Annotated in this window: 23 protein-coding genes; 7 read left to right on the top strand and 16 right to left on the bottom strand. The window is 70.4% G+C overall.

Features of this window, described 5'->3' with window-relative positions; all coding sequences use genetic code 11:
* Positions 1-28 precede the first annotated feature (28 nt).
* From MB828_RS18115 to MB828_RS18090, 6 genes are all read right to left on the bottom strand, one after another.
* Positions 29-2851, bottom strand: a complete 2823-nt coding sequence (locus MB828_RS18115; RefSeq protein ID WP_301649126.1) for a heparinase II/III family protein — start codon at positions 2849-2851, stop codon at positions 29-31.
* Positions 2852-2917: 66 nt separating this feature from the next.
* On the bottom strand, positions 2918-3811 hold the full coding sequence (locus tag MB828_RS18110; RefSeq protein WP_301649125.1) for a polysaccharide lyase: 894 nt from the start codon (positions 3809-3811) through the stop codon (positions 2918-2920).
* A gap of 172 nt (positions 3812-3983) precedes the next feature.
* Positions 3984-4994: a hydroxyacid dehydrogenase gene (locus tag MB828_RS18105; RefSeq protein WP_301649124.1), complete on the bottom strand. Its 1011-nt coding sequence runs from the start codon at positions 4992-4994 to the stop codon at positions 3984-3986.
* 29 nt (positions 4995-5023) lie between these two features.
* Positions 5024-6034 (bottom strand): carbohydrate ABC transporter permease, encoded by a 1011-nt coding sequence (locus tag MB828_RS18100; protein ID WP_301649123.1) that lies wholly within the window; start codon positions 6032-6034, stop codon positions 5024-5026.
* Positions 6031-6924 carry a carbohydrate ABC transporter permease gene (locus MB828_RS18095; RefSeq protein ID WP_301649122.1) on the bottom strand — a complete coding sequence of 298 codons (894 nt, stop codon included), beginning with the start codon at positions 6922-6924 and terminating at the stop codon, positions 6031-6033. Before MB828_RS18095 ends, MB828_RS18100 begins: the two co-directional genes overlap by 4 nt.
* A 104-nt stretch (positions 6925-7028) precedes the next feature.
* Positions 7029-8339: an ABC transporter substrate-binding protein gene (locus MB828_RS18090; RefSeq protein ID WP_301649121.1), complete on the bottom strand. Its 1311-nt coding sequence runs from the start codon at positions 8337-8339 to the stop codon at positions 7029-7031.
* 155 nt (positions 8340-8494) lie between these two features.
* Here MB828_RS18090 and MB828_RS18085 point away from each other — a divergent pair, with 155 nt between their 5' ends.
* Complete coding sequence (locus tag MB828_RS18085) at positions 8495-9607, top strand: substrate-binding domain-containing protein (RefSeq protein ID WP_301649120.1); 1113 nt, start codon at positions 8495-8497, stop codon at positions 9605-9607.
* A 702-nt stretch (positions 9608-10309) separates the two neighbouring features.
* On the opposite strand, the gene MB828_RS18080 is transcribed toward MB828_RS18085, so the two are convergent.
* Entirely contained in the window at positions 10310-10597 is a 288-nt protein-coding gene (locus MB828_RS18080) for a hypothetical protein (RefSeq protein WP_301649119.1), read from the bottom strand.
* 160 nt (positions 10598-10757) lie between these two features.
* The gene (locus tag MB828_RS18075; protein ID WP_301649118.1) at positions 10758-11174 is read right to left on the bottom strand and encodes a winged helix-turn-helix transcriptional regulator; all 417 of its coding nucleotides are present in this window, start codon (positions 11172-11174) and stop codon (positions 10758-10760) included.
* A gap of 95 nt (positions 11175-11269) precedes the next feature.
* Between MB828_RS18075 and MB828_RS18070 the strand changes: the two genes are divergently transcribed.
* A complete protein-coding gene (locus tag MB828_RS18070; protein WP_133024303.1) occupies positions 11270-11875 on the top strand; it encodes a flavodoxin family protein in 606 nt (201 codons plus the stop codon).
* A 72-nt stretch (positions 11876-11947) separates the two neighbouring features.
* On the opposite strand, the gene MB828_RS18065 is transcribed toward MB828_RS18070, so the two are convergent.
* On the bottom strand, positions 11948-12496 hold the full coding sequence (locus MB828_RS18065; protein ID WP_301649136.1) for a GNAT family N-acetyltransferase: 549 nt from the start codon (positions 12494-12496) through the stop codon (positions 11948-11950).
* A gap of 85 nt (positions 12497-12581) precedes the next feature.
* Complete coding sequence (locus MB828_RS18060) at positions 12582-13487, bottom strand: LysR family transcriptional regulator (RefSeq protein ID WP_301649117.1); 906 nt, start codon at positions 13485-13487, stop codon at positions 12582-12584.
* 138 nt (positions 13488-13625) lie between these two features.
* Here MB828_RS18060 and MB828_RS18055 point away from each other — a divergent pair, with 138 nt between their 5' ends.
* Positions 13626-14444, top strand: a complete 819-nt coding sequence (locus tag MB828_RS18055) for a 3'(2'),5'-bisphosphate nucleotidase CysQ (RefSeq protein WP_301649116.1) — start codon at positions 13626-13628, stop codon at positions 14442-14444.
* 69 nt (positions 14445-14513) lie between these two features.
* Positions 14514-15110 carry an NADPH-dependent F420 reductase gene (locus tag MB828_RS18050; protein ID WP_301649115.1) on the top strand — a complete coding sequence of 199 codons (597 nt, stop codon included), beginning with the start codon at positions 14514-14516 and terminating at the stop codon, positions 15108-15110.
* Between the two features lie 258 nt (positions 15111-15368).
* Here MB828_RS18050 and MB828_RS18045 read toward each other — a convergent pair whose 3' ends face one another.
* Positions 15369-15575, bottom strand: coding sequence for a hypothetical protein (locus MB828_RS18045; RefSeq protein ID WP_301649114.1), 207 nt, complete (start codon positions 15573-15575; stop codon positions 15369-15371).
* A 938-nt stretch (positions 15576-16513) separates the two neighbouring features.
* On the opposite strand from MB828_RS18045, the gene MB828_RS18040 reads away from it, so the two are divergent.
* Entirely contained in the window at positions 16514-17296 is a 783-nt protein-coding gene (locus MB828_RS18040; protein ID WP_301649113.1) for a hypothetical protein, read from the top strand.
* A gap of 111 nt (positions 17297-17407) precedes the next feature.
* Here the strand turns inward: MB828_RS18040 and MB828_RS18035 are convergent, their stop codons facing one another.
* The 4 genes from MB828_RS18035 to MB828_RS18020 form a co-directional block, all read right to left on the bottom strand.
* A complete protein-coding gene (locus MB828_RS18035) occupies positions 17408-18265 on the bottom strand; it encodes a COG4705 family protein (protein WP_301649112.1) in 858 nt (285 codons plus the stop codon).
* A gap of 223 nt (positions 18266-18488) precedes the next feature.
* Positions 18489-19763 carry a COG4705 family protein gene (locus MB828_RS18030; RefSeq protein WP_301649111.1) on the bottom strand — a complete coding sequence of 425 codons (1275 nt, stop codon included), beginning with the start codon at positions 19761-19763 and terminating at the stop codon, positions 18489-18491.
* 62 nt (positions 19764-19825) lie between these two features.
* Complete coding sequence (locus MB828_RS18025; RefSeq protein ID WP_301649110.1) at positions 19826-21094, bottom strand: sensor histidine kinase; 1269 nt, start codon at positions 21092-21094, stop codon at positions 19826-19828.
* Positions 21085-21738 carry a response regulator transcription factor gene (locus MB828_RS18020; RefSeq protein ID WP_301649109.1) on the bottom strand — a complete coding sequence of 218 codons (654 nt, stop codon included), beginning with the start codon at positions 21736-21738 and terminating at the stop codon, positions 21085-21087. The genes MB828_RS18025 and MB828_RS18020 overlap by 10 nt, the downstream gene beginning before the upstream one ends.
* A 306-nt stretch (positions 21739-22044) precedes the next feature.
* Here MB828_RS18020 and MB828_RS18015 point away from each other — a divergent pair, with 306 nt between their 5' ends.
* A complete protein-coding gene (locus MB828_RS18015) occupies positions 22045-22473 on the top strand; it encodes a BlaI/MecI/CopY family transcriptional regulator (RefSeq protein WP_301649108.1) in 429 nt (142 codons plus the stop codon).
* 4 nt (positions 22474-22477) lie between these two features.
* A complete protein-coding gene (locus tag MB828_RS18010; RefSeq protein ID WP_301649107.1) occupies positions 22478-23509 on the top strand; it encodes a M56 family metallopeptidase in 1032 nt (343 codons plus the stop codon).
* Between the two features lie 68 nt (positions 23510-23577).
* Here MB828_RS18010 and MB828_RS18005 read toward each other — a convergent pair whose 3' ends face one another.
* Entirely contained in the window at positions 23578-24228 is a 651-nt protein-coding gene (locus MB828_RS18005) for a phosphatase PAP2 family protein (protein ID WP_301649106.1), read from the bottom strand.
* Between the last annotated feature and the right edge of the window lie 437 nt (positions 24229-24665).

Here is a 24665-nt window from a genome sequence, read left to right as displayed (position 1 = left end):
CCCGGCCCGCCCCCCCCACCCGGCTCGGTCACGTCAGGGCTGCCACCACGATGGTTCCCCGCTTACGCGCCACGGAGACGCTCTTCCCGGCGACGGTGACCTCGCGGGCCCACGGCGCCTTCAGCACGAGTTCGGCGCCGTCTGCCCGTGCCGCGGTGCCGGAGATCTCGACGGTCTTGTCCCTGGTGTTCAGCCGCACGGCCAGCGTGCCGTTCAGCGTCCCGCCGGCACTGAGCAGGTCCTTTCCGTCTTCGGTGAGGGTGGTGCCGCCGGTGAGCAGGAAGCGCTGCACGGGCCCGTCCTGGTCGACGTAGGCGAGCGGTCCGTCGTAGCCGTACGGGCCGAAGTCCCGCGCGGTCCCGTCGTCCGCCGCTCGCAGGTAGTACCCCTTGAGCGAGTCGGCTCGCAGTTCCAGGACGCGCCCGTCGTGCCGGCAGGCCGCCAGGCTCAGGCGCGCCTTGGGGCGGGTGCCTTCGGGGACCGGCAGCAGCAGCGTGTCCAGCCGCACCGTGCCGGCCGCGGTCAGCGAGTAGGAGACGTAGGAGGCGGGCGACACCTGGTAGGTGACGGAGGAGTAGTAGCCGTCCTTGAGGGCGACGGTCGCCGCGCCGGGATCGGCGGGGGTGATCCGCAACTGGGTGCCGCTGTCGAAGGCGGTGTGCGCGCTCGCCCCGTCGAGGGTGAGGGCCGCGTCGGGCAGCAGGTGCCAGTTCTGCTCGTAGGAATGCTCGGCCGAGTCCGCGGGAGTCAGGGTGTCGGAGACGATCCAGCCCAGGTCGTGCAGGAACAGGGCGGAGCGTTCGTGGCGCACGCCCGGGGTGGCGTCGGTGTAGCCGTCGGCGAGGTCGGCCCAGGGCGTGGAGACGTTGGTCACCGCTCCGGCGGCGGTCGGGACCTGCGCGAGGCCGTCGATGGTGACGGTGTTGTGCGACTGGCTGGTCAGGCGCAGCCAGTCGGCGACGGGGTCGGTGACGTAGGCGTAGGCGCCCATGGCGGGCAGCAGCGGACGGTCGTGGGCGTAGACCTGGACCGCGAGCTCGTCGGGGTGGCCGTGGTTGCCGCGGTCGGCCGCCATCCGCAGGTACCAGTCGGTGTCGGTCCAGCCGGTGCGCTGGACGACGACCCGCGTGTCCGGGTAGGTGACCGAGGTGTGGTCGGGCGCGGTGCCCTCGGCGCCGCCGGTGGCCACGTACGTCAGCTCGTCGTCGCCGAGCAGTCTGGCGAGCGAGGCCAGGGAGGCGCGCTGGTCGGTGTAGCTGGAGTCGCCGTAGGCGGGGTCGTAGCCGTTGGGGTAGGTCTGGTCGGCGAGGAACCAGGCCAGGCCGCTCAGCGGCGGGACGCTGCCGACGTCGTAGTCGTTGGCGGCCATGACCTTCGAGGTGCCGACGAAGGTGGTCGCGACGCCCATGGCGTAGGTGGAGGACGCCTCGATGTAGCCGTTGTCGGGGTAGAGCGAGCTGCCGAGCTGCTGGACCAGAAAGGCCAGCGCGTCGCTGCGCCAGGTGGCCGCCGCCGTGAACTCGGGGAAGCACACGCCGAGATACGCCAGCGCGCTCTTGATGGTGATCATCCAGTTGGCGGTGGTGGAGGTGGTGGTGGAGAAGTAGGGTCCCGCTGCGTAGACCGCCTTCAGCAGGCTGGTGTTGGCGTCGGCGGTCAGTGACGGACTGGTGCGCAGGATCTCGTAGACGTAGGACCAGTTCTGGTAACGCCAGGCGGCGTCCAGGTTGCGGGGGTAGCTCGCGGCACCGCTGGGCGCCCCGTAGGCGCTGGTGTTGGTGTCGGCGATGAAGTCGGTCATCAGGCCGATGAGTCCGGCGGCGATCTTCTCGTCGCGTGAGGCGGCGTAGGCGTCGGCGAGCGGGCCGGCGAAGTAGAACCGCGGCAGCTGGTAGTAGAACTCGCTGTCGACGTCGGCGCCGGTGATCTTCTTCCAGTCGAAGCCCTTGGGGTCGGCCTGCCAGGAGAAGGTGTTCTGGACGGTGTTGTTCCAGGTGCGGGTGGTCTCGTCGAAGGTGACGGCGACCTGGTAGAGCATGACGTCCTGGGAGGTGCCGTCGGTGCGGCCGGTCAGGCCGAGGGTGGCGCTGACCGGGGAGGCCACGCCGGACAGGTCGAACCAGAGGTAGCCCTTGCTGGTGGTGGCGCTGAAGGCTCCGGTGCCCTCGTCGTGGACGACGAGGGTCTCGGCGGAACCGAAGACGGTCCCGGTGTCGGTGCCGGCCGCGATGTAGGTGCTCTGGGAGGCGCTGCGCGTGACGACGGAGCCGTCCGCGTAGGTGAGCGTCAGCCGCGGCGCGTTGTCGGCCGCGTGCCGGCTCGCGAACTCGGCGGTGGCGCTCTCCTTGTCACGGGCCATCAGCATGAAGCCCACGCCGGCGGCGCTGACGGAGCCCTGGACCGCCGCGGTGACGTCGGGGGTCAGGGTGGTCCAGTCGCCGCCGACGGTGAGGGTGGTCTGGTAGATCTCGCCCTTGCCCAGGGTCCATATGCGGTCGAGGAAGAGCGGGACGAGGGGGGTGCTGTACACACCGTTGTACGCCCAGGCCGGGGGGACGCGCGTGTCACGGGTCCTCATGTACTGGAGGAGGGCGGTGCGGGCCGTCGTGTAGTCGCCGGATTTGGCGGCGGCGGCGACCGACGCCATCGCGGAGTGGCCGTCGTAGTCGAATACCGGGGTGGTCGTCCAGGTGCCGGTGGCGGAGTTCCAGGCGCCGAAGAACGCGGCGTCGGTGATCTCGGTGCTGACGGTCGCCGCCGCCGCGCTGGTGGCGGTGACCACGCTCAGCAGGGGCGTCGCCGCCGCGCCGGCCAGGATCGCCTGGAGGAGGTTTCTGCGGGTGAGGGACATGCTGGACTCCCGGAAGGGTCGGGGAACAGGGGCGCGGGGGCTTCTGCGGGGACAGGAGGGTGGGCGTCAGGAGGTGGGGTCGACGTCGTCGAAGCCGTCGGTGGAGTCGGCGGCGACGGCGACGTTGTCGTGCCAGACGACGCGTTCGCCGACGTCGGTCGCCCCGTCCCTCCAGGAGGGCTTGTAGAGGCCCCACTTGACGTAGCCGTAGGTGGTGGACGCGTCGTTGTAGGTGTCGGCCACGTTCTCGGCGTCCAGGACCTGGGTCCAGCCGGTCGCTTTGCTGGTCTGGTGCCAGGCCTTGATGAAACCGGACTGCGTGTACTGCCAGTTCACCTGGAAGACGAAGTCGTGCCAGACCCCGGTGGTGAGCGTGGACAGGTCGTAGCTGGTTTTGCTGAGGGAGGCGCTCGCGTGGTTCTGGTAGTCGCAGAGCACCGGGTCGGAGTTGACCCGCAGCCGCAGCTTGGAGGCAGCCGTCGAGGTCGCCGGCAGCACCTCCAGGAACATGGCGGGAGACCGGCTGGGGTCGTCACACGAGGACTTGGTGTGGTGCCACTGGAAGACGATGTCCTCGGTGCTGTCGGCCTGCCAGGTGGACGGGATGTAGACGCTGAAGCCGTACCAGAACGTCTCGCCGGACGTGAAGCGGGCGGCGGTGATGTCCTCGGCGTCGCTCTCCGCGCGCGGCCCGTCGGCGGCGGTGTCCCCGTACTTCACGTCGGAGCGCACGGAGTCGCTTCCGGTACGGGCCAGGGAGCTGTCGACGGTCAGGGAGTAGGTGCAGCAGCCGGCCACGCCGATACCGGAGATGCCGGAGGTGGTGTCGCCGCTCTCGTAGGTCGCCCGGACGACCGCGTCCGCGGACGCGGGGCAGGCCAGTCCGACGAGCAGGGTCAGGAGGGTGAGCGGGATGATCAGGAGGAGTCGACAGGAACCTTTCTTTCCACGATCCGGCATGACTGTCCGGCCTTTCTGATGGGAGGGGACATCCGGAGGTTCAGGACGGACGGTGCGGGAGAAGTGGTGTCGCGGCGCACCCGAGCGGGGTGCGGTGGCCACGCCACCCCGTTCGGGTACACCGGGACTGACAGCCATGCGGGCACACCGGCCGGGGCCCGGGGCGGTCGGGTCAGGCTGAGCGGGCGAGCCCGGCTCGGTGGACGGGGCCGGCGAACGGCTCTCCGGCGGCGTAGCGGGCCAGTTCGGCGAGGGCGTGCTCGGTGAGCCGATACAGCTCCCCGCCGACGGAGCCCGCGATGTGCGGGGTCAGGAGCGCTCCGGGCAGTTCGTAGAGGGCCGATCCGGCCGGCAGGGGCTCCGGGTCGGACACGTCGAGCACGGCGTGGATGCGACCCGAGGCGACCTCCCGGGTGAGGGCGTCGGTGTCCACCAGCTCCCCGCGCGCGGTGTTGATCAGGGTCGCCCCGTCACGGAGCAGTCCCAGGCGCGCGCTGTCCATCATGTGGTGGGTCTCGGGCAGGCTGGGGGCGTGCAGGGAGACGGTGTCGGACGCGGCGACCAGCGTGTCGAGGTCGACCAGCCTCGCGCCCAGCGAGCGCGCCTCGGCGGCGTCCAGGTAGGGGTCGGCGAGCAGCACCTCGAAGTCGAAGGGCCGCAGCAGTTCCAGTAGCCGGCGGCCGACGAGGGAGGCGCCGGCGACTCCCACGGTCCGGCGGTAGTTGCCGACGGACGGGAAGTGGTCGCTCCAGGGCAGGAACGCGCGGTGCTCGCGGTAGAGCCGTTCGATCTGCCAGACCCGCTTGTGGGCGAGGAGAATCGCGGCGAGGGTGAACTCGGCCACCGGTACGGCGTTGGCCGCGGCCGCCGAGGCGACCGCGATGCCGCGCTCCCAGCAGGCCTCGGTGACATGGTGCTTGACCGACCCGGCGATGTGGACGACCGCCCGCAGGTTCGGCGCGCGGTCCAGGACGTCGTGGTCCAACGGCGGGCAGCCCCAGCTGGTGACGAGCACCTCCACCGAACCCAGATCGGCCGTCCCGCCGAAGTCCTCCAGCACCTCGTCGGGGTCAGTGTCCACGAGCCGGACCAGGTGTCCCGTCAGGTCAGGGGTGAACAGCGAGTCCCGTACCGAACGGCGCATGGCGAGCCGGGCCGGCGGGCGGCGGGCGGCGGTCCTCATCGGGTGGGTGGCTCCTTCCGGGAGTACGGTCACTTGACGGCTCCGGCGGTCATGCCCGAGCGCCAGAACCGCTGGACGGCGAGGAACAGGGCGATCAGCGGGATCACGGCCACCAGCGAGCCGGTGATGGCGAGCAGGTAGTCGTCGGGGTGGCCCTGGCTGAGCGCGCTGGCGTTCCAGGCGTAGAGGCCGAGGTTGACGGGGTAGAGCTGCTGGTTGGACAGCATCACCAGGGGCAGGAAGAAGTTGTTCCAGATCGCGGTGAACTGGAACAGGCCGATGGTGACGAAGCCGGGGCGCATCATCGGCAGGGCGACCGACCAGAAGGCGCGCAGTTCGCCGGCGCCGTCCATCCGGGCCGCCTCGACGACCTCGTCGGGGACGTAGGAGGCGCTGAAGATCCGCGCCAGGTAGACACCGAAGGGGAAGACCAGGCCCGGCAGGAACACTCCCCAGAAGCTGTTGGTCAGATGGACCCGGGCGGCGAGCAGATAGGTCGGCAGTACCAGCGCGGCCGTGGGGATCATCACGCCGACCAGCACCAGGCCGTAGGTGGCGCCCTTGCCGGGGAAGTCGAACTTGTCGAAGGCGTAGCCGGCCATCGCGCAGATGAGCGCGGCCAGCACCGCTCCGCCGCCGGCGTAGAGCAGGGTGTTGCCGAGCCAGCGGAGGTAGATGCCGTCCTGCGCGGCGAACAGGTGGCGCAGGTTGGAGAAGAGGTCGAAGTGGTGTCCGGGGGCGAACCCGTTGGTGCCGAACAGGTCGGTGAGGTTCTTGGTCGACGCCATCAGCAGCCAGACCGGGGGCGCCAGGGTGTACACCAGGACGAGCAGCAGGATCGCGTTCACTCCGACGCGGGAGAGGGAGAGGGGGGCGCGCTTCCCCCTGCCGCGCGGAGGGCGCCGGGCCGCGGGACCGGTGTCCTCCGTCGTCCCGGCCGGGCGGGGCGCGCCGTTCTTCCTCACCTCCGTCGGGTGCGGCGTGCCCGGGTGGCCGTCCGCGGCCGGTTCCGTGCGGGGAGGTCCGAGGGTCTCGTTCATGCGGTGCTCCGTCGGTTGGCCAGCCGCGTGACGACGAACGACAGGACGGCCGCGACGCCCGCGATCAGCAGCGAGGCCGCGGCGGCGGTCCCGTAGTCGTTGCGGTTGAAGGCCGCGTCCTGGGTGTAGAGGTTCGGCGTCCAGGTCCTGGTGATCGTGGACGAGGCCTGGATGAGGATCTTCGGCTCGTTGAAGAGCTGGATTCCGCCGATCACGGTGAAGAGGGCGGCCATGGACACGGCGGGGCGGATCAGCGGTGCCTTGATCCGCAGGGCGAGCTGGAGTCCGCTGACGCCGTCCAGGGCGGCGGCCTCGATCACCTCCCGGGGGACGGCCTGCAACGCCGCGTAGAAGATGACGACGTTGTAGCCGAGCCACTCCCAGAGCGCCACGTTGACCACGGACAGCAGGGGGTGGGTGGTGGCCACGCCGGCGGAGCCCGCCGACTGCCCGAGCCAGTCGGTGACCGGGCTGAGCCCGGGTGTGTAGAGGTACAGCCAGATGAGGGCGGCCACCAGTCCCGGGACGGCGTGCGGGAGGAACAGCGTCACCTGGGTGACGCGCCTGGCCGCGGCCAGACCGGAGTCCAGGAGCAGCGCGACCGCCAGGGCGGCCAGCGTGAGCACCGGGACGTAGATCACGACGTAGGCGGCGATGGTGAGGAAGCCGTGCAGGAACTCGGCGTCCGACAGGACCCGCGTGTAGTTGCCGAGTCCGGTGAACTCCCGCTCGACACCGCCGAGTCCGAGCCCGGAGGACTGCTCGCTGAACAGACTGAGCCAGGCCGCGTAGACCAGTGGTGCCAGGGTGACGAGGGAGAAGAGGGTCAGGAACGGCGCGAGGAAGAGCGCGGCACCGCGCCGCTGCCGCTGGGTCATGGGGGTCGCCATGGTGGTTGCTCCTGGGCTTGTGTGCCGGCCGGCCGGGCCCTCTCGGTCGCGGACGCTCCGGGTCCCGGACGCTCGGGTCCCGGACGGTCCGGCCGGCGGCTCGGTCACTTGGCGACGGTGAGGCCGCGGGCCTCGGTCGCCTGCACGGTCGCGTCCTGCACCTGCCGGAAGACGTCGGTGAGGTCGGCCGAACCGCTGGTGACCTTGCCCAGCCGGTCGTCGAAGGCGGTCTCCGTGGTGGCCATGGTCGGGCCCCAGCGCCAGTCCGGCACCACGGCGTCGTACGAGGCGGTGAGCTCCGCGAAGATGTCCTGGCCGCCGAAGTAGTCCGTGGAGAACTGGGACTTGGCGGTCGTCACCAGCGACTGCTTCGCCGGGTACATGCTGGTGGCGTCATTGGCGTACCAGGCCTTCACGCCGTCGGCCTCGGTGGTGATCCACCTGATGAACTCCAGGGCGGCCTCGGAGTGCTTGGCGCCCTTGGGGACGATGAAGGACGATCCGCCCCACATCGACGAGGTGGTGGTGCCGTCCCAGCTGGGCAGCTGGGCCACGGCCCAGTCGCCGCTCTCGTCCGGGACCGTCGCCTTCAGGTTGCCGGCGCAGTACGAGGCGCAGAAGTAGCCGACGAGGCTTCCCTTCTGGATGTCCGACCAGAACTGGTCGGTGTAGTCCGGCAGGGTGCTGACGAGGCCGTCCTTCACCAGGCCCTGCCAGTACGAGGCGACCTTCAGCGACGCCGCGTTGTCGATGCCGATCTTCCAGGAGTCGCCCTCGGTGCCGAACCAGTTGCCGCCGGCCTGCCAGGCCATCGAGGTGAGCAGGTTGTAGTTGCCGTTGAGGTAGGCGCCGGCCCGCTTGCCGCCGTCGATCGACTTGACCTTGGCCAGGAGCTTCTTGTAGTCCGCCCAGGTCTTGGGGGCGGTCAGGTGGTTCTTCGTGAAGAAGTCCTTGCGGTAGAAGTAGACCATCGGGGACGCGTCGCGCGGCACCGCCCAGGTCTTGTCGCCGAGCTGGACCAGGTTCTGGATGGAGTCGGGGAAGTTCTTGTCGACCAGCGAGCCCGCCTGGTCGCTGAGGTCGGTGGCGCCGCCGAGGCTGACGATCTCGGGAAGCCTGGCGTACTCGGATACGGCCACGTCCGGGACGTCGCCGGATTTGATGGCGTTGGACAGCTTGGTGTAGTAGTCCGTGGTGGTGGCGGGCATGGTCACGAACTTGACTTTGATGCCGGGGTGGGTCTTGTTGAAAGCGGCGGCCACAGTGTCCGATCCGCGCAGGAAGGACCAGAAGGTCACTTCCTGCACCTTGCCCTCCGCGTCGTTCGAGCCGGCGTCGCTCCCGGTGGAACACGCCGCGGTCATCGACAGCACCACCGCTGCCGCGAGGGCCACCAGAGATCTCGTCTTGCGCATCTCCCCACACCTTTCACTTGATGTCAGGAGACTGTCTGATATCGAACTGACCCTGTCAAGGGGTCAGTATCGCCCAACTCTCCGCAGTCCTCCCCCACTCCTCACAGCATTTGATATCGTTTACTTTCAGGTGATCGACAGGAAAGAGAAGACGCGTGCACGCCGAAGACAGACACAGGGCGATCATCGAGACCACCAGGGCCCGGGGTTCCCTCACGATCATCGAACTCGCCGAGGCGCTGGGCGTCTCCGCCGTCACCATCCGCGGTGACGTGCGCGAACTGGCGCGACGTGGGATCGTGCAACGCGTCCACGGCGGGGTGACCTGGCCCGCGCAGGACCAGCTGGCACCAGATCCGGCAACGCCCGCCGGGACTCAGTCACGACCACCCTCGGCGTCCGGATCCTCACGCGGGGAACCGCATCCCGTATACAACCTCGGCATGGTGGTGCCCCACGCGTCGTACTACTACCCGGAGGTGGTCAACGGTGCCCGCGCCGCCGCCGACACGCTGGGCGCGAAGCTGGTGCTCGGCGTCTCGCACAACACCGTCGCCGAGGAACAGGCCCTGGTAGCCCGGATGCTGCAAGCCCCGGCGGGCCTCGACGGCCTGGTGCTGAGCACCGTGGAGGACCCGCGCACCTCCCCCGGCACCGAGGCCTGGCTGCGGGAGCTCCCTGTCCCCGTCGTCCTCGCCGAACGCCGGACCGGACCGGCCACCGGCTTCGTCGAAGAGGTGGCCACCGACCACGAGTACGGCGCCCATCTCGCCGTCCGGCACCTCGCCGAACAGGGACGCACCCGGATCGCGCTGCTCCAGTTCGACACCCTCACCGCCCCCATGCTGCGCGTCGGCTACCGCGAGGCCCTGGCCGCTCTGCGCCTGAGTCCGGTTTCCGACGAGGTCCCGAACACGCTCACCGAGAACGACCTGGCGGACCTGGACGAGAAGTGCGCCAAGCTGGTGCGCGCCGTCGAGGAAGGCCTGCTCGACGCGGTCCTGGTCCACAACGACGCGATCGCCCTCCCCCTGGTGAGCCGCTTGCAGGCGGCGGGCGTCCGTATCCCGGCCGACCTCGCGGTCGTCACCTACGACGACGAACTCGCCGCCCTCGCCGACCCGCCCCTGACCGGCGTGGCCCCGCCTCGGCACACCGTGGGAGCCGAGGCCGTCGACCTGCTCGTCGCCCGACTCCGGGACCCGGACCGTCCCACCCGCGCCCTCCGGCTGCGCCCCGTCCTCCACCCCCGCGGCGAACGCCCCTGACCCGCGGGAGGACGGGCGCGCGGCGGTGTCGGCCGCCTCCGCATAGGCACCGGCGCGGTCGCGGCAGACGCCCTCGGTTCCCCGGTGGGCCTCGGGCCACCGGGCGAGGGTGGCATCCCGCTCCGGCAGCAGGTCGAGGACCTGATGGGTCTCGGCGTCGATCACGACCGTTCCATAGACATGTCCGCGCCGCAGCGCGTAATCGTCCACGCCGACGGCCCGGGGCTGCGTCGCGGCCGGGTCGGGCAGGTCCATCACCCGGCGCAGCGGCGTGGTGCGGCTGGCGGTGATGCCCATGCCTGGGAGAGGCGGGCACCGGCCCAGCCCGGCCCGGCAGGGCCAGCCCGAGGCGCACTCGTCGTCTGCCGCAGCCGCTCGGTGACCCGGCCGCGGCGGCGGGTCAGCCCCGGCACCTGCTCCACGAACGTCCGCCGAGCGCATGCGGCGGCCGGGCGGAAGAACCGCCCGACCCGCAAGGCGAGTTGCGCTCTCCGCCCGGCAGCGGGCAGATCTGCCGGAACCGCAGATAGGAGCTGTGGCCCCGTTCTGTCCAGTGGGCGCAGTCAGGGCAGGTGGCTCCGGCCGGCGTGCATCCCGCATCGACGCGTACCGCCTCGCCGTCTGTGCTCACGGCCGTGACCGCGACGCCGGAGACCGACGGGAACACTAGCCGCGCGATGGACCGCCGAGGTCGAACCGAGCTCAGCCGAGACCGCGATGGGCGGCCCACAGCTTTCCGGCATGGCTGGCGGCGTCCGCGACCAGGGATGCCAGTTCGGGCTTGTCGGGGACCGGGAACGAGACGTATGCGCCCCGACCACCGCCGACGGGCCGGCCATAGGCCTTTACGGCGAGGTGACCGTCCGGGAGAAGCCGGACGTTGAGTGTGGTGAGCGTGAATGCTTCACCCCGTCGAGTGTCCGTCCAGCGAAGCGCCTGCGGGACCGTGACGTTGATCGCCAGAGCACTCACTTCCAGGTCGCTACTCATGGACAGATGATCTCATGCAAGTCCCGGCAGGCGGCCACAACCGGCTTACGTACCTGGCGGTTTGAACCCGGATCAAGTCCGGGCACCCGCCGACGGCTGCCTGCCCGCCGCTGCCACCACGCGGGCCTGCGCGCGGCGGAGGCCCGCGCCGCAGGGGGTGTCAGTCCTGGGCGTCGGTGCGCCGGTCGTAGGCGGCGCGCGCGGCGTACACCTGGGCGGCGCGGTCGTGGGTCCAGGTGCACAGCACCCGGGTCTGCTCGGCGACCTCCACCCCCAGCGGGGTCAGGGCGTACCGGACCAGGGGCGGGGTCGCGTCCGGGTTCACCGTGCGGCTGACGATGCCGTCCCGCTCCAGGGTGCGCAGGGTCTGCGCGAGCATCTTGCGGCTGATGCCGCCCACCGAGCGCTGCAGCTCGGAATAACGCTGGGTGCCGCGCTCGCGCAGGCTCATCAGCATCAGCAGGGCCCACTTGTCGGCCAGGTCGACGAACACGTCACGGCTGGGACAGGCCGCGTCCAACAGATCCATCTCGCGGTCCGGATCCAGGACCGCCGGAGTCTTCTCTGCCTGCGCCATGAGACCCAGATTACACCAGCCTCCCAAAGCAGGTATGGTCTCTTTTAGAGACCTGATGTACTTTCGAGACTCAGTCACTATCACAAGGAGACCCCATGCCCGAGAACACCGTCCGCCCCCTGGTCGCTGTCGCCTACCACTCCGGCTACGGCCACACCGCAGTCCTGGCCGAAGCTGTGCGCCGCGGCGCCGAGAAGACCGGGGCGGAGGTCGCCTTCATCGCCGTGGACGCCGTCACCGAGCAGCAGTGGCAGCAGCTGGACGCCGCCGACGCCATCGTCTTCGGCGCCCCCACCTACATGGGCGGCGCCTCGGCCGCCTTCCACGCCTTCGCCGAAGCCACCAGTGGCCGCTACATCAGCAACACCTGGGCCGACAAGATCGCGGCCGGGTTCACCAACTCCGCCTCCAAGAGCGGCGACAAGCTCAACTCCCTGGCCTTCATGCACGCCCTGGCCGCCCAGCACCACATGATCTGGGTCGGCCTGGGGCTGGCCCCCGGATGGAACGCCACCACCGCCAGCGAGCACGACCTGAACCGGCTCGGCTTCTGGACCGGCGCCGCAGCCCAGACCCCCCAGGACGGCGGCATCGAACACGTCCACCCCTCCGACATCGCCACCGCCGAACACCTCGGCGCCCGCGTCAGCCGCCTCGCGGCCGTCCACATCGCCGGCAACGCCGCGCTCGCCGCCGCCTAGCGGTCTGTCGGACCGGCGGACCGGCGGACCGGCGAGAAGTCCGCTCTGAAGACGAAGCCGCCCAGTCCAAGCTCAGCCTGGCACCACGGCCGGGTACCACACGCCGAACCACTGCTCGGCGTCCCACTCCTCGAACCGTTCCACCTCGGTGAACCCCAGCTTCGCCGCGAGGCGCATCGAGCGGTCGTTGGCGGTCTGGGTGCAGAGCACCACCGGCTCGCCGGGAAGCGCGTCAGCGAACCAGCCGAGCACCGCCGCGCACGCTTCGACGGCATACCCGCATCCCCACGCCTCCGGCAGGAACATGTAGCCGAGCTCGGCCTCCCCGGCATCTGGGCGGACATGCCCCGGACGCTCCGCGTCGCGCCGATCGAGCGTGATCGTCCCGATCATCACTCCGTCGAGATCGATCACGAAAAGGCCAGGGCGCCGCCCGGGCAGTGCAGGAACCTCGCGTTCGAGTTCGTCACGCGGGCGAGGGCCGCCGAGGTAGGTGCGCACCTCCGGCGAGGCGAACAACTCGATGAACGCCGCACGGTCCTGAGCCTCGGACTCTCGGAGCACGAGCCGCTCGGTCTTCATCGGGGCAGGTGGCCAGGCAACGGGTCCTAAACCAGTCATGGCGGGCAACCTATCGCACGCCCAACATGGTCGCCGCAGATCAGCGCTCACGCGGGCGATCAGTGCAGCGGACGGACGGCGCCGGTTACGACGTTCCGCACGTGGCCAGCGCGGTTCGCGCCAGCCCGCGCAGCCAGGCGTGGGCGTGGTCGGTGTCGTAGCGCTGATGCCACGACAGGTATATCGGTGCCGACGGCAGTTCGAGCGGGAGGGGGAGCACGACCAGGCCGAGGTCGGCCACCGCTGACCTCGTGGTGGCCTCGGGGACGCTGATCAGGATGTCGGAGTCGTGCGCGAACTCCAGCGCGGCCGCTTCCGTGGGCGCGGTCGCCACCACGCGGCGGGTGAGGCCGAGCCGCGCGAGGGCGTCGTCGATGGCATTGCCGAGGTTTCCACGTCGCGAGACGGTGACGTGCTCAGCGGCGGCGTACCGCTGTGCGGTGACGGCACTGACGCGGGTGAGGGGGTGTCCCTGTCTCACGACGATGACGAGGCGGGTCTCGCCCACGTTCTCGGCACGGATGTCCGGTGCGCTCGGGCGGTTGGCGTTCGCCTCCAGGTCGACCTCGCCGCGCCGCAACTCGGGTGTGTCGATGCTCGATTCCGCGACGAAGCGCAGTCGCACGCCCGGTGCCTGTCCGCGCACGGCCGCGAGCAGTGCGGGACCGCTCAAGGCGACCAGGGAATCATGCCAGCGAAGTGTGAAAGTGCGCTCCAGCGTTGCCAGATCGAGTTCACGGCTCGGTGCCAGCACCCCCTGGACCTGGTGCAGCAGCTCATGCACCTGTTCCCGGACGGCGATCGCGTACGGCGTCGGGGTCATCGTGCGACCGGTGCGCACCAGGATCTGATCCCCCGTCGTACGCCGAATCCGGCCCAGGCTCCGGCTCATCGCGGGGGCGGTGACATGCAGGCGCGCCGCCGCTCCGGCCACACTGCCCTCCTCCAGCAGCGCGTCGAGCGCGGCGAGCAGATTCAAATCCAATTGCATGTGAGTAATCCTAACCGTGCCTGACATGCATTTGAAGTTAATCGCGCAGCTGCATACCGTGAGGCGAAAGCGCAAGAAGCAACGCGCAGTTCGGCCCTCGACCGGCCTCAGCACCCCTCCTCAGACGGGAATGCCACCATGTCCGAAACGCTTCAGACCACCGATGTCGCCGCCTCCGACGCCGACCTGCTCGCCCAGACCGCGATCGCCGTGCGTGAGGCGGGTTCGGCGCTGCGCGACCGCTTCGGCGAGGTGGTCCCTTACCAGACCCGCGAAGAGCTCATGCGTGCGCTCGCCGCCAACGACGACACGGCCCTCGCCATCCTGCGCCCCCGCCTCACACGCCTGCGCCCGGACGCCGGCTGGGTCGAGGACGAACTGGACGGCGGGGCGCTGCCGTCCGGCGAGTGGTGGGTCGTGGATCCGGCCGAAGGCAACGTCAACCACCTGCACGCCCTGCCGGAGTGGGCGGTGACCGCCACCCTCGTGCGTGACAACCAGCCGGTGCTCACCGCGGTCCACCTGCCGTTGACCGGCGAGACCTACACCGCGCTCACCGGCGCGGGCGCCCACCTCGACGGCCGCCCGCTGCACGTCTCCCGGACCGCGGACCTCGGCCTGAGCATCGTGGCCACCAGCCAGGCCCGGCCGGACGAGAACGAAGAGGTCGTGCGGCGCGTCGGCTCCTCGATCACCGCGATGCTCTTCGACGCGCTCGTCGTCCGCGCCGCCGTACCCGCGACCCTGCACCTGCTGAACGTGGCCGCCGGCCGGATCGACGTCTTCTGGCAGTTCGCCGGTGCCCGCGCGGACCTGCTTCCCGGAGCGCTGCTCGTCACCGAGGCCGGCGGACGGATCTCCGACGCCGAGGGCCGCCCCTGGACCCCACAGAGCCAGAGCTTCCTGGCCGCCGCGCCCGGCGTCCACGCCGAGGCCGTAGCCACACTCTCGCGCTGACCACGCACCACAACCCGGCACACCACAACCTGGCACCACAACCCGCACGCACGGAAGGACCAGATCATCATGGCCACGATCGCAGTTCTCGGAAACGGCCGCGTCGGCGGCAACCTGGCCGCAGCCCTCATCCGGGCAGGACACGAGGTGACCGTGGCGGACCGCACGCCGGGCGTCGCCGCCGACGCCGCCCGGACTGCCCGGATCGTCATCAACGCCACCCCGGGTGCCGGCTCGCTGGACCGGCTGGCAGCTCTGCGCGAAGAGCTCCGGGACAAGATCCTCGTCGACGTCTCCAACGCCACCACCGACGGACCGGACGGACTGCCCGCCGATCTGATCTACCCCGGTTCGAGCCTCGCCGAACGACTCCAGGAAGCGCTCCCCGAGACGCGCGTCGTCAAGACACTCAACACCATGCTCTTCCCGGTGATGACCTCGCCGGCCACGCTCCCCCAGACGCCGACCGCGTTCCTCTCCGGCGAGGACCCGCAGGCCAAGCAGACCGTCCGCGAACTGCTCACCGACCTCGGCTGGCACAGGGAATGGATCACCGACCTCGGCGGGATCCAGACCGCCCGCGCCACAGAGGCCGCGATCCTGTTCGTACCGCACATCATCCGGTCGACCGGATTCGCACCCTTCGCGATCTCAATCGCCCGCTGACCACCGAGCCGCGCCGACTGGAGGCAGCCGACCGGAGGCGGCGCGTGGCATGGATGGTTCCACTGGTGGAGCGTCGGTATGCGAGCGTTGCGGTCTTCGCCCACAGCCATGGATTTGGGGGCGGTGGCGGGGTAGACCACGGCCTGGGCGATCGCCAACTCGCCGTCCAGGAGCGCGACCAAGCCCGCCCGGACCACTTCCACGTCCTCGACTGCGAACACTCTGACCATGGTGGAAACGCACCGCTCCGTTTGGCGTTCACGATTCCTGCTTGGCTCTGCGACGCCGGCGCGCCCAGTCGCCGGCTTCTCCGAGTGCGACGAGAAAAGCGGACGAAGCCGCACACTGCGCGACCGAGGCGGGCTGGTCGAGCATTGTGCCCAGCAGCCAGAGGGCGAGCGCGAGGAGCAACCACCAGACGGCCAAGGAGACGACGACGCGCCTCACGCGCTGTGGACCGGTCATGCCGTCGCCTTCCCGCCTCGGCGCGAGACCCGAACCGCGTACCCGCGGTCCGTGCGGAGCCGGGCGCCGTGTGGACGTGAGGAGCCGACCCAACTCCACACGCGGTGGGATGCAGGGCCGGGGGCCAGAGCCGGCGCGGCCGACAGCAGGGTGAGAGAGAAGAAGAGGAGACCGGTCCAGTACCAGGTCATGCGTGAACGAACTCCTGTGGTGGGCGGAAAGCCAACTGGGGGCCGACAGCGACAAGGAGGCGGCGTACAGGCGCCAGGTCGTCCGGGGGTACGCGTGGGCGACGTACGCCCAGGAAGAACGAGTCGGCTCGGGCGTCGGGTGCCATGGGACACACACCTCCGGGCATCGGCGACGAGAGGCGATGGCCCCTTCCACACCGGTCGGACCTGCCGGCGCACCCCGCGCCTCTTGGCACGTTCTTTGCACTCTAACAACCGCTGGTACCGCAATACCACGCAGCCAACGACAAGACGGACCAGGTTAGTTACCAGCACATACGAGGAGACGTCCGGCACGGGGCCGGCATCAAGCAGGTCCGGCACAGCGAGCCAGCGACTAGGAACTGGTACGGCCACAGACGGCACTGCCCGCACGGTTCCAGGCCCGTGGGAACCCCATGGGTCCGGTTACTGCCTCCGTGCCAGGGCCGCGGGCGGCGGCCGTCGTTCGGACTCCCACGCGAAAGCGGCGCCGCGAGGCGCGCGGCCCTGCCGGACTGGCTCGGCAGTACCGCCCACGATGCCGGCGACGGGTGCGCCGCCGGTGAACGCACGGGCAGCGGGGTCCTCGACGAAGTCCCGGACACGCGGGCCTCCCGCGAGCCGGCCCCCGAAGCCTGGGATCCCCAACTCTTCGGTGAGAGCGGGGAGGTCAAGATCTCCGGATGCCATAGCCTCTCCTGGCACGCGCACGACAAGAGGAGGAACATGACAGACAGAACGGCCTGGGCCTCGGCCGTCGGGGCGGCAGCGCTGGTCCTGACGACGGCGACCGGAGCGCACGCGGAGGGGCGGGGCGACATACGGGTGGTGAAGACTGTCGTCAACGGCGGCGCCAACGTCATCGTCGGGACGTCCAAGACGATCCGCTACCCGGTCGACATCACCGTCAAGGACAACTCGGGAGTGAAGGGCCTCTCGCACGTCAGCACGTACAACGCAGGCAGCGCCGCCGGCAGCGGATTCGTGGACTGGGAGGGCACCTCCTGCACGAAGAAGTCGTCCACCACGTCGGTGTGCAGGGCCACGATGAGCGTCACGCCGGCCTGGATCCCCGGCTACAGCGACAGTGACGCCAACAAGACCGCAGGTGTCTGGCAGATCAACGCCACCGTCCAGGCCAACGACGGCGACTACTGGATCTCCGACCGGATCGCCCTGTACAAGGTCAAGCGAGCCGCCCAGCTCACTACGGTGATCGCGCCCACCAAGGTTGCCAAGGGCGCCACGGCGACCGTCACCGGCAAGCTGTCGCGGGCCAACTGGGAGGACCTCAAGTACCACGGGTTCACCGGGCAGCAGGTCAAACTCCAGTTCCGCAAGAAGGGCACCGCCCACTACAGCACGGTCAAGACCGTGACCACGGGCGACGCCGGAAAGGTGAACACCAGGGTCACCGTCACCGCGGCGGGCAGCTGGCGCTGGTACTTCCCCGGCACGACCACCACCTCCCTGAAGGTGTCGGCCGGAGACGTACTCGACCTCACATAGCCAGCGGACCGCGCCCCTTCGAGCACTGCGCTCACGCCGGCAGGTCGATCTTCGGCACGTCCGACACGCCCTCGGATCGCGGCCGGCGCCGCCTGCGGGTCGTCCCGCGCCTTAAGCCCGCTCGCTGCGCGTCCTGCCTTCCTGGACGCTCGCGTAGGCCATGAGGCCGAGGAGGGCGGCGAGCAGGACCGCCGAGGAACCGGCCGTGCCGAGGTCCAGGCCGCCCTTGGCGACCGGCTTGGTCAGGAAGTCGCCCGCGGTGGCGCCGAGCGGGCGGGTGAGGACGAACGCGATCCAGAACAGGAGGACGTTCGGCACCGCGGGCGCCTTCATCAGCGCGACCAGTACGGCGAGCGCCCCGGTCACCAGGAGTGCTCCGCCCGCGTAGCCGAGGCCGGAGCTGTCGGACAGGAAGTCGCCCATGGAGGTGCCGAGCGTGTTGGAGACGAGGATCGCCGACCAGAACAGGGCCTCGCCGCGGAAGGTGACGATGTCCCGGATCCGGAAGGTCATCCCGCTCAGCCTCCAGACGGCGAAGATGAGCAGCAGGATCGAGATGAGGATCGCCGCACCGACGGGATAGCCGAGACCGAGGCCCTGTGGCCCCCAGCCGAGTGAGGTGGCACCGCCGGACAGGTACCTGGTGCTGGCGTCGCGGTTCATGAAGTCGGACATCGTGGTGCCGGCCATGCTGGTCGACAGGATGACCGTCCAGTAGAAGAAGGGGTTGTAGCGGCGGGACCTGAGCTGGACGACGAGGGTCACCACGAAGACCAGGAACAGCGCGATCGTGGTGAGGAAGTAACCCAGCTTCAGGGTCTGGGCGAAGAGGTCGCCGGCCGTCTCGCCCAGGGTGGTCGCCGCGATCTTCATGATCCAGAAGGCGAGGGTGACCTCGGGCAGTTTCTTCATCACCGATTTCGTCGTGCTCGCGACGTCGGGATCGGTGAGGTCGTTCGGCTGCTGCAAGGTGGGGGGCTCCTTGAGTGGTCGCACGGCACGGCGCTCGCCCGGCTATGGAGGGCGAGCGCCGTGCCACATGGGCGACCGCGGCGAGGCGATCGCGGTCAACGACCTTGGCAGCGTCGACCTGAACACCTCCTGAATGCCTGCCCCACCCGTGCCGCGTCGTGTCGCGGCCATGGTGTCGTCATGGCGGCGACTCCGGCGGAGCCGCCGCCGATCGCGTCCGTCAGCGCATGTCCGTGAGGAGGGTGTTGAGTTCGGCCTCCTGCCGCGCCGCCGGCATCGGCGCGTTGGAGTGGTCGATGCCGAAGGTCTTCAGGACCTGGTCCATCTGGGCGTCGAGGAACGTCCAGCCGGTGTTGTCCAGCGGCTGCAGCGTGGCCTGGTCGGCGTCCCAGAGGTCTCGCAGGGACTGGGCGGCCGCGTGGGCGCCGGTCGCGTTCCCCGACCGTGCGTCCTTGAGCGAGGTCGACGCGAGGGCCTTCAGCGCGTCGACCTTCGCGGCCGGGAACTTCTTCACGGCCTGGCCGGGGGCGAGCTGCACGGTGGAGGTGGCATCCTCCTCCGGCGCCGGGCCGACGTGCGGCCGGCTGTGCGCCCAGACCAGCAGGCCCACGGTGGCGACGGCGAGGAGGCCGAAGCCCGCCAGCGCGACGCGCTCCCTCCGGGGGTCGGCGGTGACCTGCGGGGTGTGCGTGGCGTCGTAGGTCTCGGTCACGTCGGAGCGTGTCACCGTCAGGTAGACGACGGTCGCCAGGATCAGGCCGAGGAAGATCAGGCTGGTGGTGAAGGTGCCCAGCGCGAGACCGGTCGGCTCGCCCGGCTGGGCGACCTTCGGGGAGGCGAGCCAGTCGCCGATGTTGGCGCCCAGCGGGCGGGTCAGGATGTAGGCGAGCCAGAAGGACAGCACCGGGTTCGCGCCGAACCTCCACAGCAGCATGATCGCCGCGATGAGGCCGAGCGGCAGCAGGACCGAGACGCCCGGGCTCCAGCCGGTGAGTTCGAGGGTCCAGTCGCCGGTCGCGGTGCCGAGCGCGAAGGTGACGAGCACGGTCAGCCAGTAGAACGACTCACGCGGCAGCGTGTTGACCGAGTGGATCGACAGGGTGCGCTCGCGCAGCCACCACGCGCCGAAGACCACGGCGAGCAGGACCGAGAACACCGTGGTGCTGATCCACAGCGCCACGTTGAGCTGGTCGGTCAGGATGTCGGTGTACAGCGTGCCCGTGACACTGACGACGACCACGGTCAGCCAGTACGGGAACGGGACGTACCGCTTCAGCCGCAGTTGGACGCCCAGGACCACGACGAAGACCGCGGTGAAGATCCAGGCCGTGTTCACCAGGCCGACGCCCAGCTTCATGTTGATCCAGTCGGCGAAGCTCTCACCGACGGTCGTGCACAGGATCTTGATCACCCAGAACCAGACGGTGACCTCGGGAACCTTGTTCAGCATCAGGCGCCCACTGCGGCGTGTGCGCGCTTCGCTCGTCGTAGTCATGCGCCGAGGCTGGCCCGGCGAACCTGCACACAACCTGACTGCGCGACCACCTCCGCGGCGGTCTACGCGACCGCCTCCGCCGTGGGGAAGGTCACCTCTACGCGACCGTGACCGTCCGCGATCGCACGGACCGCCACTCCCGCGGACGCTGCGAGACGCTTGACCACGGCCAGCCCGAGACCGTGCCCGTCGCCGCTGGTCACGCCTGCTTCGAAGACCCGGTCGACGTCCGCCGGGTCGAACCCCGGGCCGTCGTCGAGGACGTCGATCACGACGCCCTGGGGCTGGACGCGGCCCGTGACCCAGACGCGCGAACTCGCGTGCCGCAGGCCGTTCTCCAGCAGAGGGGACAGCACAGCCACGACGAGTTCGGCGGCCACGGCGACGTCGACGTCGGCCGGGACGGCGAGTTCGATGGCGCGACCGGCGATCGCCTGTCGTGCCGCCGCCCCGAGATCGCAGCGGGTACCGCCGTCGATCCGTGTCCGCGCGGCGCCCAGAATCGTGGTGATCGCCGTGTTCAGGCGGTCGACCTCGGTCAGAACGGACGCCGGTGCCACCTGGTGACCGGAGAGCTGCGCGAGCTGTGCCTCGCCCCGCAGGGCCGTCAGGGGCGTCCGCAGCTCGTGGGCGATCTCGTCGGTGAGCCGGCGCTCGTCCGCGAGCGCGTTGTCCACGCGGTCGAGCAGGCGGTCCAGAGTCCGCCCGAGCTCCCCGAACTCGTCCCGGGGAACGCCGAGGTCGAATCGGCGCCCGGGTTCGTGATCGCCCCAGTCGTCGGCGAGAGCGGCCATTTCGTGGACCACCCGCAGCGCACGGCCCACCACGAGGCGCGCGACGACGCCGGCGAGCAGGATCGCGATGCCGCCCAGCATGAGCGACATCGTCAGGCTGCGCTGCTCCGACGTCTCGTACGGCGTCAGATCCACCCGCACGACCACCATGACGTGGTGGCCTTCCAGCCGGATCGGCTGGGCGTACAGCAGGTGCCCGCCGACCGTGGTGGTCCGGGACTGCCCGGAGCCGACGAGCGCGTCGACGCGGTCGAGCAGGCTGCCCGGCACGATTCCGTCGATGAGGTGCCCGTCGGCGTACACCCACGAGACCGTGTCCAGCGCTTCGTTGCCGCCCTCGATCAGCACGACGTGGCCTCCGTGAACGGCCACGTTCGCCGCCACCGCCTCCGCGCGTGTGTGCGCCAGGGCGTTCGCGTCGGCGTCGGTCACCTGGCTCAGCAGCACGTGCGAGACCACCACGAGCACGGCGACCACCGCTGTCGCGATGAGAACCGCCAGCGCGACGACCCTCCCGCGGAAGCCCGTCACTCCCATCGATAGCCCACCCCGCGGACCGTCGCCAGGCGATCGGCCACGCCGAGCGCACCGAGCTTGGTCCTTAGCCGGCGCACGTAGGAGTCCAGGGTGTTGTCGTTGACGTGCGCACCGTGCGGCCAGCCCGCGGCGACGAGGGCGTGGCGGCGTACCGCGTCGCCCTGGGAGGCGATGAGCCTGCCCAGCAGACGGAACTCGGTCGGCGTCAGGCTCTCGCTCGTCGAACCGTGGGTCACGACATGCTTCGCCGGGTCGAGAACGACGCCCCTCGGCGGGGTCGTCGCGGTTGTTCTGCGCAGCAGGGCGCGGACCCGCACCAGCAACTCCGGGATGTCGAACGGTTTCGTCATGTAGTCGTCGGCGCCCGCCTCGAAGCCGCCCACCTTGTGATGCATGCCGTCCAGAGCGGTGAGCATCAGCACCGGGGTGTCGACGCCACGCGCCCGCAGCGCCAGGCAGACGTCGCGGCCGTCGGCGTCCGGGAGCCCGAGGTCCAGGACGACCAGCTGAGGGGGCGGCTCAAGCCGCCGCAGCAGGCTGTCCGCGGTGGCGGCGACGGCGACCGTGTGGCCGTCGTGCTCAAGCGCACGCTTGAGGACGTCACGGACCGCTGCGTCGTCCTCACACACCACGATGAAAGCCACAGGCCGACCCCAGGTACTCCAGCGACAGTTCTCTGTTTTCGGGGCGGTCCCGCGTACTGGACGACTACGGGCACGGACCGAAAACAGTCCGCTGCCCGCTTCCCGCGAGGCTCCCACGTTACGCCCTGCCTCTACGTGACGTAGTAGCCGCTCGGGAATCGTCCGGTATCTCACATGTCGCCGGGCGGTCGGGCGGGACGGCGGAGGCGACACCCTGGCGGTCGCCCGCAAGGACACGTCCTACAACAAGTAGGACATGGGCGGGTAGCCTGTACGCGACGACAGCGAGGGAAGGCGGACGCCGAGGTGACGGGCCAGGGAGACGAGGAAGCCCACGAGGCGTCCGGCAGGCGGGCGCGCGGCCAACTGGAGAGCGACGTGCTCGCCGCGCTCTGGGCGGCCGACGGTCCGCGGACCGCGCGGGAGGTCCGGGAACAGCTGCCGGGCGACCTCGCCTACACGACCGTGCTCACCATCCTGTCCCGGCTGCACGACAAGGGCATGTTGGTACGGCATCGCGAGGGCCGCGGATACGCCTACGAGCCGTCCCGGGACGAGGCGTCGCACACCGCCCAGCGCATGCACTCCCTGCTGACGGGCGGCTCCGACCGGCAGGCGGTCCTGGCCCGCTTCGTGTCGGAACTGTCCGAACAGGACGAGCATCTGCTGCACCAGCTGCTGTCCGGGCACGACGACGTGCTCCCCGAGAGCCGGCGCCCGCCCGGGAAGCGGTGAGCCGGTGCTGATCAGCGTCTACATCCCGTTCCTCGTCACGGCGGCACTCGCCGTGCTCGCACCGCCCGTGGCACACCGGCTGCCCCCGCGCCCGGCGGCCCTGGCGCTGGCCTGCGCCGCGCTGGTGACGGCGGCCGGCTGGGCGGGATCCCTCGCCCTGCTGGCTTTCACCGGAGTGGCGCAGATCCCGGAGATCGCCGAGGAGGGCCGCTGGTCCGTGTCCGCGCTGCGCTCCCAGGACCCCGTCTACGCCGTGGTCGCGGCCGTCAGCACCCTGGTGCTCGCGGTGTGCGTCGTCTCCCTCGGCGTGGCCGCCGTCCGGCAGGGCCGCCACCTGCTTCGGGCCCGGCGAGAGTGCGCCCAGCTGCCCGGGCACACGGAACTGGCCGTACTCGACGACGACGTCCCGCTGGCCTTCGCACTGCCCGGGGCGCCGGGCCGGATCGTCGTCTCCCGGGGGATGCTGCGCCAGCTCAGTGGCAGCGAGCGCGAGGCACTGCTCGCCCATGAGCGGGCGCACCTGCGCCGCCGTCACCACGTCTTCCAGAGCGTGTGGCGGCTCACGGCCGCGCTGAACCCGCTGCTGCGGCCGGTGGCCGTCGCGGGCAACTTCGTCCTGGAGCGCTGGGCCGACGAGGAGGCCGCCGAGCGGGTCGGTGACCGTACGGTCGTCGCCCGCGCCGTGGGCCGCGCGGCCCTGGCATCCGCCGGTGCGTCCCGTCCCGCCGCGCTGGCCGCGACCGGCGGGGTGGTGCCGCAGCGGGTACGGGCCCTGCTGGCACCGCCGCCCGCCCACCGGAGCCTGCCTTTGCTGGCGGGCGGTCTGCTGCTGGCCGTCTGCTGCGCGAGCCTGGCCAACGCCGCCTCGGACAGCGACCGCATGCTGGACAGCGCGCAGTGGGCGCTGTGCAGGGCACACACCGACACCACCACCGCCGCCGCCGCGCCGACTGTTCACGACGACACCCCTGGACACGGACCGGACGGCTGCCGTGCCGCCCCTGACCGCCCGGAACACGGAGAGCGCCACTTCTGACCTGCCCGGTGCCGGTCCTCACCCCGTCGAGCGCGAGGCCGGTCCCGGGCGGGTGCCGGTCGGGGTGATCAGGGGGCCGGCGCTGTGCCGGCGACGAGCTCGGTCGTCAGCAACGGGCGCAGCGCCCCGTGGCTCAGGGTGCCGACCAGCGGGGTGGCCCAGCGGGCCAGCGCCGAGCTGACGAGGAAGGCGACCGGGAGGGCGACGGCAGCGGAACCGAGGACGTCGTGGGGGTAGTGGGCGCCGACGTAGACCCGGCTGAAGCCCTCCAGCAGGGCGAACACGGCGGCGACGGCGCACAGCCGGCGGTCGAGCAGGAAGAGCGCTGCCACGGTCGCGGCGGCCACGGTGGCGTGCCCGCTGGGGAAGGCGTAGTCCGAAGGTGCCGGGCAGCTGTCGACGAAGTAGGCGTGAGGCATCGACCGGCAGGGCCGCACCTCCGCGACGAGCTTCTTGACGACCTCGGCAACGGCGAAGGCCGTCAGGACGGCGACCGGCGCCGCCAGCGCGACGGTCATCGCCCGCGGGTCACGGCGCCGTGCGGTCCACCAGCCCGCGATCATGAGGAGGGCGAAGACCCCGAGACCAAGGTTGGTCCACACCTCCATGGGCGTGTTGAGCCATTTGGTGTCACGGGCGAAGTCGGTGACCGAGGTGAACAACGAGCCGTCGAGGCCGGAGCCGTCGAGGGCCAGATGCGCGGTGGCGGCCGCGGCCATGGGCAGGGGTCCTTCCGTCCTTGTGAGCGCGCGGAGTGCTCACGGGATGTGCGAGCGGCCACGCCGTCCGGGCTCTGTCACCGGTCGCCTCGCGCTTGCGAGGTGACACCTGCATGACGTGACGAAGGCGCCGGAGTGACCGCCAGGCCAATCTACTACATCTTGTAGATAGAAGGCCGACACCATCGACACCCCTCCCCTCGGCGGACCACCACTACTTCTACATCTCGTAGTAACTTGACGCGACATCAGCGGGGTGCCGCACCCCGGACCGCCACCGGCCCCCCGGACCGCCACCGGCCCCTCGGGACCACGGCGATCGTTCCCTAAGTTCTACATCATGTAGTAGCTTCCTCCTCGGCACCACAGCGGTCGAGTCGTGGCCCTGGCCCTGGCCCGCACACAGTCGCGGCCTCGGCCTGCCCGCAGCGCCGTCT

It is taken from the genome of Streptomyces arenae (genome assembly GCF_022343545.1).
Lineage (GTDB): Bacteria > Actinomycetota > Actinomycetes > Streptomycetales > Streptomycetaceae > Streptomyces > Streptomyces humi.
The sequence above is the reverse complement of the archived record's forward strand: the minus strand, read 5'-3'. Positions and strand labels throughout refer to the sequence as shown.